Origin of the sequence: Paenibacillus sp. FSL W8-0194, from assembly GCF_037969745.1 — a bacterium.
Taxonomy (GTDB): Bacteria; Bacillota; Bacilli; order Paenibacillales; family Paenibacillaceae; genus Paenibacillus_AQ; species Paenibacillus_AQ cookii.
Genome location: NZ_CP150205.1, coordinates 74,551 through 89,023, shown reverse-complemented (window position 1 = coordinate 89,023; position 14,473 = coordinate 74,551). Strand labels below are relative to the sequence as shown.

Below are 14,473 nucleotides of genomic sequence, written 5' to 3'. Positions count from 1 at the left end.
TGGTATTTTCGGGGAATTCCCATATAATAGCGTAAGTATTCATTTTGATCGCAAATTGGATTCGAAAAGGGGGACCCTGTTTGAAGAACCGGACCGCGTTTACGATTTTGCTTATTTTAAATATTTTATACGGACTCACGCTGCTGCTCTACCCCTTCATGCTGATCATCGTCGCCTTTTCGTTCGACGACCCCGCCGCAGCCCACAATGGGTTTGTCTACACTTACGTTGCGATCCTGTTGAGTTATCCGCTGGGCCCTCTGCTTTCGTTTATATGCTGGTTTTTTTACCATCGTTTTTCCTTCAAATGGGCTTATGCGACGGCGAATCTGACCCTGCTGTGGGTCATTGCGTTCTGCCTGTGCTTGCCGTTTTTCGATTAATAAAGAGTGCCGCAACATAACCCCGGACAAGGTGGGGCTTTGGCTTCGAAGGCAGATTGAGATACGCTTTTCGTGACCCCGGAAATGATACTTTCTTACAGATCAAAAAAAGCTTCCGAAAGAACCGGCCGCCGTCGCCGAATTTCTGGAAGCTTTTGATCTATAAGTAACTCCATTCTTTCTACTCTTGCTGCGATTTCATATACTCCTTTTTCGCTTTATACGCAAAAGCGGCATACACGAGAATCATGATCGGAATGACAGCCCAGCTAAACCCTCTCATAACGGCGAACGGCGTTTCAAACAGGAAGGACCTCCAAAATTGCGATCCGCTCATCTCCCATAATCCCGGTGTATAATACAGCAGCTTGGGCTTTACAAAAGCCGTCACATGAATTGCGCCCGTCGAAATCAAAACCGCAAAAAGCGGAATGAAGCTGCAAGCCAGCGACAGCCACATATCCGAGATGCGTTTGTACCGCGCCGCCTTCGAATTGACGTCGGAAAAAATGTCGTCGTCTCCCCAGTCGCCCGTTTGCTTAAAATATTGCGCTCCGGATGTTTTCGTCCCCGCAACGTGGGTCCAGCCGCAGTCCTCGAACAATGCCTTGTAGTCCTCAAAATCCTGGCGGGTTTTAAAGGTCCGGTAATCGATCCGGTAATTCGCCTCCTCCGGTTTTGCAGGCTCGAATTCATAAGTCATCGATTTATTGACCAATCGGTACCCCTGACGGGCCATCTCGTTTAACCACTGTTCTTCACGGTCAAAATTCGTAAAAAATTTCATCTTTTTCATGGCGGTTCCTCCGTCTTACGATCCCATGATCGCGTTTGTTACTTCAATCATATGTTTCATGCGTTCAAAGTCCTGACGCAATATGGCAAGCCCCTGGTCGGTAATGACGTATACCTTGCGGCGGCTGTCCTCGCTTTGGACCGGCTGGATCCATTTCTGCTTCAGCAGGTTTTCCACCGCCCCGTACAGCGTTCCGGCAGCCATCCGCACCTGGCCGGCGCTCATCTCCTCCACCTTTTGCATGATCAAATATCCATGGGCGGGTTCCCGCAAAGCAAGCAATATATAATAAACCGTTTCCGTCAGCGGCAAATGTCTGTCCCGGCTCAAGATGATACCCCCTTTATTCAGCTTCGCTTTATATCGTAGAACTGTATAGTTCCACTATATATAGTCGGACTGTATATTGCAACTGTTTTTTTATTTTGCCGAGCCATCTTCGATCTTGAGGTCATACTTTGCTCCGGCAGGCTTATGAATAAAGAGTACAGCTACATTCGAAAGAAACGGGGTGTTCTGTTGTTTCATTTTCGAAAAAAAGGAGGCCGTCTTCCCAAAATGTTAGCAGCCCTACTTGCGGCCGGGGTCGCAGCCATGGCCCTTCAAACCGCGGCCGCTGCGGCCGAAACGCCGAAAGCCGATCACCAGCCTTACATGCACGGGTACAACGTAAACCAAATCAAGAACTGGAGCCCGGAAACAGACCGCTTCGCAAAATACTTCAGGTCCCGCATCCCCCTGGCCGAGCGCATTCCCGCCTTTGCCCCGACCCAGGCCAACCCGGCGTTAAGCGCAGAACCGCAGGTCATGAACCTATCCGCGGACTACGATAAGGAGGCTTTTTTCGAGGCGTACCGCTACAACGACTCCTTCTCCCGGAATTTGCTGAACTTTTGGCAGTACACCGACCTTTACGGGTCATGGCACGGGCTCCCGGTAGACGGCTCTTCGGTGACGAATCCCGAGTTTGGCGTGATCAACCTGCCGAATCCGGCGTATACGGATGCCGCGCACCGAAACGGCGTGCTCAGTTTGGGCGGATGGTTCTGGCCCAGAGCGGGGCAAAACTTCTCCGATTGGGTCGAGAAAAAGCCGGACGGATCGTTTCCGGTAGCGGACAAAATGATCGAGATGGCGCAGTATTTCGGATTTGACGGTTATTTTATCAATCAGGAAGCAAGCATTTCCAAAGAAAACGCCCAGAAGCTGATGGAGATGATCAAATATTTGCGCGCGAAAGCGCCGGAAGGCTTCCATCTGCAGTGGTACGATTCCTTGTCGGTGGACGGCAGGGTCAGCTACGTGAACGGCTTCAGCAGCAGCAACGCGCCTTGGATCGTGGATAACGGGGTGCCGGTCAACAACAGCATCTTCATGAACTATGCCTGGAACGAAACGAGGTTGGCGAATGCGAATGCGTATGCCCAAAGCCTGGGCTTGGACCCGTACAAGGTGCTGTTTGCAGGTACGGAAAACGATAAATACGGCTACAATCCGCCGTACGACCCCCGGTGGATTTTTCCGGCAGGCAAGGCGCCAAAAAGCGGATGGGCGTTGTTCGGAACCGATATGGTATGGAACAGAGCCCCGAACAAATTCGACCCGAATGCGCAGGAGGAGGTATTCCGGCGGGAACGGGTCTACTGGTCGGGGCCGAATCAGGACCCTACCCGCACGGGCCGCACGCTGACGACGGGCTGCAGCCCATACCCGGATCGCGGGGTTCCGAACAACCCGACGGAATACCGCTGCTGGGACGGGGTGGCGCATTTTATCCCGGAGCGGTCGGTGATCGGCTCCTATCCATTCCAGAGTTCCTTTAATACGGGGCACGGCACCGCCTTTTTCCTGGATGGGGAAATATCCAGCGCGAAGGAATGGAACAACGCCGGCATCCAGGACATTTTGCCGAGCTGGCAGTGGTGGGCGAAAAGCGCCGGAACCGGCGCGCCGCTTGCTGCATCCTTCGATTACGGGACGGCCTACGACGGCGGTTCGTCGCTGAAGGTGTCCGGTAAGCTGGGTGCCGCCAACCCGACCGATCTCCGTTTGTTCAAAACAAAGCTTGTGATCTCGAATGACGTGAACCTGTCCATCACGTATAAGTCGGATGCCGCCGGCACGCCGACGCATATGAAGGCCGCGCTCCTGTTCGAGGATCAGCCGGACCGGTTCGAATATGTCGATATCGGCAGCAGCGATACGGCAGGTTGGAATACCAAAACATTGAGCCTCGGAGCTTACAGCGGGCGTACCCTGGCGACGATCGGGCTGCATTTCGCGTCTGCCGAAACGGTCGACTACCGCATGAATATCGGACGGATGGCCGTAACGAAAGGCGCTTCCGAACAGCCTGCGGCTCCTGTAGACTTGAAGATCGATGAGGCCTACGTGAAAGGCAATCAGGCGGAGCTGTTTGTATCCTGGACATGGAATCCGGACCATGTGGCGTATTACGATCTTTACCGGATCAAGCCGGACGGCAATAAGGAAGCGATCGGACGGATCATGGACGAAGTTTATTACGTCAAATCGCTGGAACGGATCGGCAGCGAAGCGGAAACGACGATCGAACTGGTCGCCGTCAGCCCGGACGGAACCCGCAGTTCGGCCGTGCAGACGAAGCTGAAGTGGGACTAAGCAGAACAATTGACGACGGCCGTCTTCCCTAGGAAGGCGGCTGCTTAATTTAGGGGCGTTATCCTTCGAGATAATATACATTGGCTGGAGATTTGGTCCTAAATTTGATCGATTGTATATTTTGTAGTATACATATGACAAGCGAACATTTTTCGAAAGGAGTGAATTACGCGCTGCCATGGAGGCGATGGGGCGTTCATGCCACAACTATATTCTGGAGGATTTATGACCCGTTCCAAGAAAAAAAGAAGCATTTATCGTACTGTCATACTTAGCTGTATCAGCGTTATCGGACTGTTGATTGTGATCGCCGGAGCTTATGCGGGGGTATTGCACCATAAAGCCATGTCAGCCTTACATAAAATTTCCGCCGCCGAATACACGGCCCCGCAGCAGCAGGAAGTTTCGCATCAGGTACCCGAAGCGGACGCCGAAATCGAAAGCATCGGCGAAGAAGACATGAAGCCGGTGACGTTCCTGCTTGCGGGCGTCGACAACCGCGAGGGCAGCGGCGGAACGATGAACACCGACGTCATGATGATCGCGACGCTGAACCCGAAGACCAAATCGGCCAGCCTGCTCTCGATCCCGCGCGACTTAAAAATTACGCCTGCCGGACAAACAAGCCATAAAGCAAACTACTTTTACGCCCACCACTACATCCAGGACAAAACGACCGCGATGGCCGAAACCAAGCAATTATTCGGGGAGCTGCTGCAGATCCCGATCGATTATATGGTGCTCATCAATTTTGACGGGTTCCGTCAGGCGGTGGACGCCGTTGGCGGACTCGAGATCGACGTCGACATGGATATGCGGTATATCGATAACGCGGACGGGACGCATATCAACCTGACCAAAGGGCTGCAGCATCTCGACGGACAGCAAACGCTCGACTTCGTCAGATACCGCAAATCCAATGACGGCACCGGGCCTTCTTCCGATTTTGACCGCAACAGACGCCAGCAGCAGGTCCTGAACCAAATGCTGGACAAACTGACTTCCCTGAACGGCATCGGCCAGTGGGGAGACATGCTGGATATTATCGGCGATAACGTCAAAACCGATATTCCGGAGGAAAAGCTGAAGCGGTGGCTCTTCAATTTCAAACAAATGAAACCCGACACGACCCGCATGCTAAACGTGGAAGGCGACTGGAAAAGCCCGTTCGTGTATTGGAACAAAGAGGATTTAACGCAGGCGATGGAAGCCTTATACTCCAATCTCGGCCTGAACAAGAAAGCGAAAACCAATTACGGAAAACATATCGGGCTGTATACGAAGCCCAATTCGCAATAACCAATGAGACGGCATGATTGATCTATATGTTCCGGCTTACACGTTCTAATGCTCGAATAGATGTAACGAGGCAAATAACAACCCACCGCGCCGGGCACCGGCGTACGGTGGGTTGTTCACTGTATTTTCGCGGAGCTGCGAACTTTTGGAAGGATCCTACTTGATAAAACTGATGATGATCAGGATTACGAATAAAACAGGCACGATAAAAACGAAAAAGTACCCCAAATACCTTACGGGCGCAGGCATGCTGTCGAGATGCACCCTTTTCGGCCCGCCCCCGCCTTCGATCCGCTGCATGGGCAGCAATGGATCGTCAACATATCTTGTCTCTTCCGCTGCTTGATGAGCAAATACAGGATCCTCCGTTGCCTGACCTTCGTGAATCCGTTTCTTCCCTTTATCATTCATTTCATGTTCAGCTCCTTAAATGAATGGATTTCCCTTTAATAAATCGGTTCAATCAATTGTTATAACGTCGCGGACAACGGGACGGTTATCATTTTGGGTTCGATATCCGGCCTTGGAATCTGCGGGGCACGGGTGAGAATACAATAAGACCACCATTCAAGGTATGAAATGGCGGTCCAAATTCAAAACTTATGATTTTATCTTCGCATTCTTTCAAGGGTGGATTTCATCATTTGGTTATAATCGCTTTTAATTAAATCGAGTTGACTATTGGCATGCCCAACTTCTTTAAAGAATTCAGCAAGCTCAGTTTCCTTAGAAGTCCTTTGATAATTCTCCAAATGATCCATCGCTTTTAAATAGTATTGGCATACGTCAGCTGCTCGATAGATATTAGAGGGGTTATCATGAAGCCCTGTTTTCAAATATACTAATTTGCCACTACCTTTACTGTTATCAATTACTCTATTGAGCTGCTCCTTAAGCGACTGAATAGCAGAATCCGTTAGGGTGCCGTTTTGAACAGATTTCCATAGAGACAAAATATCTGTATTAATCTGATCGATGACTTGGATGGTCCCTTCATTAAAAGCTTGAAGGGCATCTAAACTAATAAAGTATTCGTTTTTGCTGTTCGACATTTCAACCGTATTTCCCTTTTTAACTGCAGAAATCCCCATTTCTTTAAATAAATACACTGGAATCATCGTTCGATTGTCTATAATCACCGCTGGAGTACCGGAAGGATCGCTTATTTCTTCCTCATTCCACTTTAAATGAACGGTTGGAAACCCCTTAAATAGACTCCCTTGCGCCGAAACGGAAATTGCGGAAACCAAGAAAATACTAACAAGAAGCGCAGTGATTAACCCTTTTTTTCTCACCATGCCCCCTCCTATCGTCAATTTTCTGATCAATATCACCAGTATATATAAATTCCATATTATTACAAGTTGAGGGTGTTCATGGAGACAGGTTTGTGAATCACTGCAGCATTTGTTTTCTTTAACACGAAGTCGCTTATGAGCAGGTGCCCGGTCTTTTCCCTTCCGCGAGCAGCCCGTTGATGCGTTCAATCAATGCCGGCAGCTCAGCCAGCGTACGGATCGTAAAATCCGCCCCATGCTGCATGAATACCTTTTGCGTTTTTTCGATCACCGCTTCTTTTTCCGAGTCCGCCAAGCCGTGGTACTCCTCTTCGCTCAGTCCCATTTCCGAGCTGCCGACGGCCACCCCGACCGACCATACGCCGGCCTGCACGCCTTCCTTGATATCGGAAGTGGTGTCGCCTACCTTAACGACCTTCCAAGCCGCGGACAATCTGAGATGCTCCATGTTGCGGTAGATCATGTAAGGGTACGGCCTTCCGTACGACCCGGTATCGTCCGGCGTCACGACGTGATCCGGCCCGTATCCTTTTTCGCGGGCGCCCGAGACGACCACCTCCATCATGGAGCTTGTGTAGCCGGTCGTCGAACCGATCTTCAGCCCTTGGGCGCGCAGCCCTTCCACCGTGTCGATGACGCCCGGAATCGGATTCGTATACTCGGATAAGGACACCATCAATGCAGGTTCGAATTCGGCGTACAGCCGATTTACATCTTCCTCGTTAAAAGCCCTGCCGTAAGCCTCTTCCCACAGCGCCGACACCCTCGGCATGGACAGCATGGCGCGGATATGGTCGATTTTCAGCATTCCCATCGGGCCGCGCGCTTCTTCCATCGTCACTTCGATGCCCGCCTTTTTGAATATGTCCACAAATACGTTCACCGGCGCGAAACAACCGAAATCCACTGCCGTTCCGGCCCAGTCCAAAATAACGCCTTCGATCTTGTTCATCGTCCCGTTCCTCCCATATATTCGCTGATGATGCCGCATAACCGTTCGATGTCCTCCGGATAAATCTCGCCGATATTGCCGATCCGGAACGTGTCGACGTCCGTTAGCTTGCCGGGATAAATCACGTATCCCCGATCCTTCACGTAAGCATAAAAGTCTCCAAAGCGAAAACGTTCGTCCGGGAATAAAAAGGTCGTGATGATCGGCGACTGCTTCTCTTCCGAAATATAGGCCGGAATGCCGATTTCCGCAAGCTTTTGGCGCAGCAAACGGTTATTTTCGAGATACCGCGCATGCCGGGCGGGTACCCCGCCTTCTTCCATGAGCTCGTCCAGCGCCTTCGAAAATGCCGCCACGACATGGGTCGGGGACGTAAACCGCCATTTGCCGTCCTTGTCCATTCCTTTCCATTGGTCGTACAAATCCAGGGACAAGCTGCGCGCGACGCCTTGGCAGCCTTTCAGTTGATCCAGCTTGGCGATGACGAATCCGAAGCCCGGCACGCCTTGAATGCATTTGTTCGCGCTGCTGATCAGATAATCGATGCCCAGCCCCGCCACGTCGATCTCGATGCCGCCGAAGCTGCTCATCGCGTCGATAATAAGGGTTTTTCCGTATTCCTTGGACAGCTTCGCCACCGTCTCCAGCGGGTTCAAAATGCCCGTCGTCGTTTCGCAGTGGACCATCGCGATATGCGTAATTTCCGGATCGGCCGCCAGCAACGCTCGAAGCTCCCCTTCCTCCGGCTGCGCATCATAGCTGACTTGGTACGGCGTGTAGTTCAGGCCGATATACTCGGCCATCTGGACGATCCGCTCGCCATACGCCCCGTTGGTCACGATCAGCACCTTGTCGTCGTCGGACACGGCCGAGGTCATCACGGACTCTACCGCAAACGTGCCGCTGCCCTGCATCAGCACGGCGGTATATTCGTCCGGACTCGCTCCTGCAAGCGAAAGCAGCTGCGACCGGATTTTTTGCGTAATCGATTTATAGTCGTCGTCCCACGTGCAGCGGTCAAACAGCATCTCTTCCTTCACCGCGGCGGTCGTGGTGAGCGGTCCCGGGGTTAACAGCTTGTAATTGTTCATTTTGTTTGGCTCCCTTGTTCGGTTTGGATTTCAGGCGTCGGCTGCAGCCTTATTGGGCTGCCTCAAAAAATTGCTGATGTTTCTTCAGCAGCTCGACGGTCAGCGGTTCGACGAACTTCATCGGATGCGCAGGCTGGTTGACGTTTTCCACCGTCTCGCCTTTGTACAGCGCCACCGGATAATTGGTGATCAGATCCTTCCGCGCGTCTTTGATGATCGTTTCCGCCATTTTCATCGCCAGGTCCGTCACGGCATTTTTCTTGTCCACGACCGCCACGGATTCGGTGAGCGAAAAGTTACCTTCAGCAGGGTCCACATAGTCGATCGGCGCGCCGGACGCTTTCGCTTTGACGGCCTGGTGGCGCAAGCCGAAGCCTGCAGCGACTTCTCCCGCCTGCACCTTTTTGATCGGACCGGAGCCGGAGCTTTCCAGATGCGGGCCAACGTTTGCGATCAGGTCATGGAGCACCGTTTTGCCTTCTTCCTGGCCGTATTGGCTAATGACCGCTTGAACGAGCAGCCAGCCGGTCGAGGAATCCATAATGTTCGGGATCGAGACAAGGCCTTTGAATTCGGGCTTCGTCAGGTCTTTGATCGACGTGGGCATCGGCAAACCTTTTTGCTTCAGCACCTCGGTATTGACGAAAATCGAACCGGTGTTGGCCAATATCGGCGTATAATAGGACGGGTATGATTCCAGCGCATCCGTCGTAAACGACAGATCTTTGTACATAGAATACTGGCTTTGCGAGCTTTCAATAAAATAGGAGCTCATCGTGATCAGATCGGCTTCGATTTTTCCGCCTTCGGCCATCAGCTTGCCGCCGAGCTCCGAGGTGCCGAGCGATTGCAGCACGTATTTGCCGTCATACCCGGCGTTTTTCAGCGCGGTTTCCATGGAGGCGACGGCCTCTTCGTCCGCGTTCGTGTAAATGACGACCTTTTTCGCTTCCTCCGCTTTGCCGCTGCCGCAGCCCGTCATAGCAAGCACGAAGCCGATGGCGAATAACGTAAGCAGCATACTTTTGAATGTTTTGGACATGTCGTAAATCCCTCGCTTTTAATAATGGAATAGTTGTTGCGGTGGAAACCGCTACGAGATAGTAAGGCCGCTACGGGTTGCCTGGCTTGGGTATCTACTTAAAGGGCTCCACGCGAAGCGGTCGCTCCGTGTACGGAAAAGTATTAGCGCACCGCCCTCCTCCGCTGCATCCAATCGCACGCGACCTTAACCACCAGGTTGGTGAAAAAGATCAGCAGCGACAGCACGAAAATCTCGTTGAACTTGGCGAAATGCTGCAGCTCCTTGATTTTGCTCGCCACGACCGAGGTTTGCGCCGACACCAGGAAGATGATCCCGCTGATCGTCACCATCGAATTGACGAAATAATAAGCGAACATTTCGATGATCGCGGACGCCGAGTTCGGCAGCACCACCCGGTACACCGTCTTGAACCAGCTGTCCCCGAGCAGCTCGCCCGTCGTTTCCCAGGACGGATTCATCTTGGACAGGGCGTTTTTGGCCATTAAATACGGCGTCGTAAACAGGTGCACGATGTTGCACAGCACGAGGATGGCGAACGTTCCCTTCAGGCTGCTCCCGTTAAACAAAAGCAGGTACGCGATCCCGAGCACCATTCCCGGCACCGTATTGGTGACCATCGACACGACATCGGTCGCGCCTTTCGCCTTAAGCTTGGTGCGCACGTTCAGCAGCGCGGCTCCGTATGCGGCCAGCGTCCCCAGCAGCGACGTGAGCAGCGCGACCCAAAGCGAATTTTTGTATACACCCGTCAAATCGCCGGACGCGAATACGCCGGTGACATGCTTAAGCGTAAAAGCCGTATCGTAAGGAAAGCCGTTCATGAACGGCGCCGCGAACATGACCGCAAAAACGGAAAGCATGCCGGTCACGATCACGGACGACAGAACGCCCAGTCCCGTATCCCGGACCCGGTGCTTCGGCAGCTCGATGGCCGAGATTTTGTCGTAATGGAAATTGAGCTTGTCCAGGTACCGCAGCAGCCAGATCCCGAACGCGGCCGGAACCAGCATCACGACGGCGATGACCGCCCCCTGGTTGAAATCCGGGATGGAGCCGAGCATCACCTGGTACAGCTGCGCCGCGATGACCGGATACGTTCCGCCCACCGAAGCAGGAATGCCGAAATCCGTGAAGCTGAGGATAAAAGCGAGCACGAACGCCCCGCCCAGCGCGCCCGCGAGCGGCCGCAGCACCGCGTGAAAAAAGCTTCTTGCCGTCCCGTCGCCCATCAGCTTGGACACGATGATGAACTTTTTGTCGATATAACCGAAAGCGTTATGGATCAGCAGAAAAGCCGGCGGCAGCGTGTAAATGACATATCCCGTCAGCAGGCCGTTAAAGCCGTATATTTCGAACAGATTGCGCCCGATCAGCTTCGTGATCAGACCTTGGTTACCCAACGAGTACATGATGGCGAATCCGTAGGTGATCGTCGGCAGCAGCATCGGCACGAGGACGGCCGTTTTCAGAATGCCTTTGATCGGGCGAAAGATCCGGGTGCAGTGAATGGAATACGCTAAAATGAATCCGAGCACCGTGGCGATGACGGCCGCGGCCGCCGACACCTTGACGCTGTTCAGGACCGCCTCGATCAGCTTCCTTCCTTCCCAGACCGCCGCGTAGTTCGCAAACGAAAAACCTTCGCCCGTTTCCAGGGAACGAATCAGCAAAACGAGCAGCGGCAGGAACAAAAAACCGGCGAAAAAGAGCATCAGCAGCATAAAGACGACGCGCATTTCCGGTTTGACTTTATGCATACATCTCACCGAACAGGTTCAAAATGTTTTGCCGTTTGATGCTTAACTGCTTAATGATGAACTGCTCGACGAAGTCGTCGGCCGGCCGGTCGATGATGTCCTGGGGCGTGCCGAACTGGGCGATTCGGCCCTGGTTGATGATCAGGATCTTGTCGGACATCGTTAGGGCTTCCTCAGGATCATGGGTCACGATTACCGTCGTCAGCTTGAATTCCCTCGCGATCGATTGGATCCGCTGCTTGATCGATTCCTTGATCACCCCGTCCAGCGCGCTGAGCGGCTCGTCGAGCAGCAGCAGCCTCGGTTTCGTGACGAGCGTTCTCGCCAGCGCCACCCGCTGTTTTTGCCCGCCGGACAGCTCGCCGATATTTTTGTTCAAATGCGGAGTCAACTCCAAAAAGTCGATATATTCCTGAACCTCCGCAGCGTTCACGCGTCCTTTTTTATTGCGCAATCCGTATAGGATGTTGTCGTAGGCATTCAGGTTCGGAAACAGGGCGTAATCCTGAAACACGATGTTGAAGCCGCGCTTTTTCATCGGGACGCGGGTCAAATCCTCATCGCCGAAACGAATGCTGCCGCGGTCCGCCCCGGTCAAGCCGAGAATCAGGTGAAGCAGCGTCGTTTTCCCGCTTCCGCTCGGGCCGAGGAGCGACATGATTTCCCCCGTGCCGATCTCGAAGCTGATGTCGTCCAAAACGGTTTTACCGTCGAATTGTTTGCCAATATGCTGCAGCTTCAGCAAGCCGCCCACCTCCTTAAACACAACCCCAGTATAAAAACCGTATGTCAACCCGAATACGCGAGTGTGTAAATTTTGCGTAAATTATGCATAACTATTTCATAACTCTTGACCAACTCTATCCCTACTCTAACGATAAAACATGATGATCTATGTAAAATCTATTGAATCCCCGGGAGGCTGAACGTACACTGGAATTGTTTCGGTTCGAAACGCCAACGTCATAGATGAGCGGGTGAAAGCGATGCTGCCACTGGAGAGGCAAAAGAAAATTCTCGACCTATTAACCGTCAAAAAAGTGCTTAAAATAACGGAGCTGACCGAGGAGCTGGGCATTTCCGTCGATACGCTCCGGAGGGATATCAACCTGCTTGCCGGCCGAGGGAAAATCGAAAAAATCTACGGGGGCATCAAGCTTGCCGACCGGTTCGGGGAATCGTCGATGGACGAGCGGATGGTCAACCATTTGGAAGAAAAAGAGCAAATCGCCCGCAAATGCAGCGAGTGGATTGAGGACGGCGACTGCATTTATATCGACAGCGGGTCGACGACTTATCAAATTGCCAAATACATCAAGGATAAAAAGAACCTGACGGTCATTACCTGCTCCATACCGGTCATCCAGGAGCTGATGGACACCGATGCCGAGCTGATCATCATCGGGGGCAAAATCCGGAAGGAAGAGCAGTCCGTCGTCGCGTTCGACTACATTTTTAATTTTCACGAGCTCAACGTGCGAAAAGCCTTTATCTGCTGCAGCGGCATTACGATCGAAAGGGGCATTTCGGATTATAATCTGGAGGAAGCCGTCACGCGCAAAAAGATGATCGAGCTCTCCAAAGAGGTCATCGTCGCGGCCGACAGCACCAAATTCGGCAAAGACGTCACGGTTGCCATCGCGCCCCTGGAGCGGATCGACACGATCGTGACGGATGCGCATCTGGATCGCGGCTACCTGTCCAAATTCAAAAAGACAGGGACGAACCTGGTTATTGCAGACGGAACACCGTCGAAACCAAGCAACGAGAGGCGATTTTAATTAGCTAAGGTGACGAAAATCGGTATAGCTTCTGTAAGTAGAAGTGAATATGCCCATTAAGTAAGTATTAGAAAGGAGCAGTTGTCTCTCGACAACTGCTCCTTTTCTGCTCGAACAAACAAAATAGTTGCAGGATTTTTTTCATATTCAGCAACTATTGTCATCGTTTTTGTGCTTATAGTATATAAAATAAATTTTAAAAGGCGGAGGATACTAAATTCATGAAAAAAATAGCTGTTTTAATTTCGATGATATTGGGCATTGTTTTATTTTCAAATCAATCTTTTGCTGACTCAAATGTCATGGTGCCACAAATGGATACGACCGATGTCTTTGTACTCAATGAGAATGCAGTAGTTTTGTTAGATCATGCTTCTAATAAAGTTAATCTAGTAGACGTTAAAACAAATAATCCGATCAATTTATCAAATGACTCAAATCCCATTTTAGATTTAGGAGTTATTAAAAGTCCGGAAAAAATTGTTCTTTTAAAAAAAACTGGTCCTACAAAAATCACGAAAAGTGTATTCTCCTATAAGGGAAGTTTACTTTCAAAAACTGAAATTCCTTTAAAAGATACCGGTGATAAATTAAAATGGGTTGCCCCAACAGGAAAAGTGAATGAGAGAATTATGGTACAAACAAAAAATGTTTTTCATTTGTATGAATACCCTTGGAAAAAACCAACTGTTACTTATAATGCCCAAGTTGTAGATAAGGGATATGAAAGTGTAAGTGTCATGGATTGGGATTTTGAAAAATATCCTAATTTGGCAATTAAATATGTTGCGCAGGGGATCGGTATAAACGACTATTTTCTCAGGACTATAAATCTATATACAAAGCAAGAATTTCTTTTCAAAGATTTCAATACGGATTTCCAATTCAAATTCTTGGATAACAAACTTTCGGTTTTCAATTCTTATACCTATCAACCAGTTTTAGCTAGTGCTAATCGACCAAAACCAGCAGATTCTCAAGTATTTTATAGGATCATCAATGTTAGTACAGATCATAAGATTAAAACATTAGAATCATACTTTAATGAGGATATAGATAAAACATCGGGTTGGGTAACCGTTTTTAACAATAGTCAACTTTTTATAGGGGATCTGGCTAAACAAACTTGGTCATTGTTTTCATCAACTGGAGAGCCAATCCTGAAAGATCAGAAATGGGAAACCGGAAGTAAATTTATTAGCTATAATTCAAATTTAAAAGTTAGCTACTTTTTAGAATACAAAGACGGTAAAGCTATAATTTCTTCCTATCCTGCTTCAATGAATTGAGTGCATATAACATACGGAATACCCTAATTTTTAACGGTTGCTTACCTATACCGCGGCCGCTGGCGGCCTGTGGCTTCAACCATGAACTAGTCTGCTCTTTCCTCATTCGACGACCTTAAGATCGCAGCGCTAACCCTTGCAT

General features: G+C 50.7%; 14 protein-coding genes. 5 read left to right on the top strand and 9 right to left on the bottom strand.

Features of this window, described 5'->3' with window-relative positions:
• The first annotated feature begins 80 nt into the window (after positions 1-80).
• Entirely contained in the window at positions 81-383 is a 303-nt protein-coding gene (locus MKY58_RS00390; RefSeq protein WP_339322976.1) for a hypothetical protein, read from the top strand.
• Positions 384-564: 181 nt separating this feature from the next.
• Here the strand turns inward: MKY58_RS00390 and MKY58_RS00385 are convergent, their stop codons facing one another.
• Both MKY58_RS00385 and MKY58_RS00380 read right to left on the bottom strand, forming a co-directional pair.
• Positions 565-1,179 carry a DUF2812 domain-containing protein gene (locus MKY58_RS00385; protein WP_339322975.1) on the bottom strand — a complete coding sequence of 205 codons (615 nt, stop codon included), beginning with the start codon at positions 1,177-1,179 and terminating at the stop codon, positions 565-567.
• A 15-nt stretch (positions 1,180-1,194) separates the two neighbouring features.
• Complete coding sequence (locus MKY58_RS00380) at positions 1,195-1,509, bottom strand: helix-turn-helix transcriptional regulator (protein ID WP_339322974.1); 315 nt, start codon at positions 1,507-1,509, stop codon at positions 1,195-1,197.
• Positions 1,510-1,737: 228 nt separating this feature from the next.
• Between MKY58_RS00380 and MKY58_RS00375 the strand changes: the two genes are divergently transcribed.
• Together MKY58_RS00375 and MKY58_RS00370 are read left to right on the top strand one after the other, a co-directional pair.
• The gene (locus MKY58_RS00375; protein ID WP_339322973.1) at positions 1,738-3,819 is read left to right on the top strand and encodes a hypothetical protein; all 2,082 of its coding nucleotides are present in this window, start codon (positions 1,738-1,740) and stop codon (positions 3,817-3,819) included.
• Positions 3,820-4,044: 225 nt separating this feature from the next.
• Positions 4,045-5,118 (top strand): LCP family protein, encoded by a 1,074-nt coding sequence (locus tag MKY58_RS00370; protein WP_339322972.1) that lies wholly within the window; start codon positions 4,045-4,047, stop codon positions 5,116-5,118.
• Positions 5,119-5,274: 156 nt separating this feature from the next.
• Here MKY58_RS00370 and MKY58_RS00365 read toward each other — a convergent pair whose 3' ends face one another.
• The 7 genes from MKY58_RS00365 to MKY58_RS00335 form a co-directional block, all read right to left on the bottom strand.
• Positions 5,275-5,529, bottom strand: a complete 255-nt coding sequence (locus tag MKY58_RS00365; protein ID WP_339322971.1) for a hypothetical protein — start codon at positions 5,527-5,529, stop codon at positions 5,275-5,277.
• A 197-nt stretch (positions 5,530-5,726) separates the two neighbouring features.
• Positions 5,727-6,416, bottom strand: a complete 690-nt coding sequence (locus MKY58_RS00360) for a hypothetical protein (protein ID WP_339322970.1) — start codon at positions 6,414-6,416, stop codon at positions 5,727-5,729.
• Positions 6,417-6,549: 133 nt separating this feature from the next.
• Positions 6,550-7,368 carry a phosphonoacetaldehyde hydrolase gene (gene phnX / locus MKY58_RS00355; protein WP_339322969.1) on the bottom strand — a complete coding sequence of 273 codons (819 nt, stop codon included), beginning with the start codon at positions 7,366-7,368 and terminating at the stop codon, positions 6,550-6,552.
• Positions 7,365-8,459: a 2-aminoethylphosphonate--pyruvate transaminase gene (gene phnW / locus MKY58_RS00350; RefSeq protein ID WP_339322968.1), complete on the bottom strand. Its 1,095-nt coding sequence runs from the start codon at positions 8,457-8,459 to the stop codon at positions 7,365-7,367. The genes phnX and phnW overlap by 4 nt, the downstream gene beginning before the upstream one ends.
• A 49-nt stretch (positions 8,460-8,508) precedes the next feature.
• Positions 8,509-9,501, bottom strand: a complete 993-nt coding sequence (locus tag MKY58_RS00345) for an extracellular solute-binding protein (protein WP_339322967.1) — start codon at positions 9,499-9,501, stop codon at positions 8,509-8,511.
• Positions 9,502-9,644: 143 nt separating this feature from the next.
• The gene (locus MKY58_RS00340) at positions 9,645-11,261 is read right to left on the bottom strand and encodes an ABC transporter permease subunit (RefSeq protein ID WP_339322966.1); all 1,617 of its coding nucleotides are present in this window, start codon (positions 11,259-11,261) and stop codon (positions 9,645-9,647) included.
• Positions 11,254-12,006 carry an ABC transporter ATP-binding protein gene (locus MKY58_RS00335; protein WP_339322965.1) on the bottom strand — a complete coding sequence of 251 codons (753 nt, stop codon included), beginning with the start codon at positions 12,004-12,006 and terminating at the stop codon, positions 11,254-11,256. Before MKY58_RS00335 ends, MKY58_RS00340 begins: the two co-directional genes overlap by 8 nt.
• Positions 12,007-12,247: 241 nt before the next feature.
• On the opposite strand from MKY58_RS00335, the gene MKY58_RS00330 reads away from it, so the two are divergent.
• Together MKY58_RS00330 and MKY58_RS00325 are read left to right on the top strand one after the other, a co-directional pair.
• On the top strand, positions 12,248-13,042 hold the full coding sequence (locus tag MKY58_RS00330; protein ID WP_339322964.1) for a DeoR/GlpR family DNA-binding transcription regulator: 795 nt from the start codon (positions 12,248-12,250) through the stop codon (positions 13,040-13,042).
• Positions 13,043-13,263: 221 nt separating this feature from the next.
• Positions 13,264-14,331, top strand: a complete 1,068-nt coding sequence (locus MKY58_RS00325; RefSeq protein WP_339322963.1) for a hypothetical protein — start codon at positions 13,264-13,266, stop codon at positions 14,329-14,331.
• Positions 14,332-14,473 lie beyond the last annotated feature (142 nt).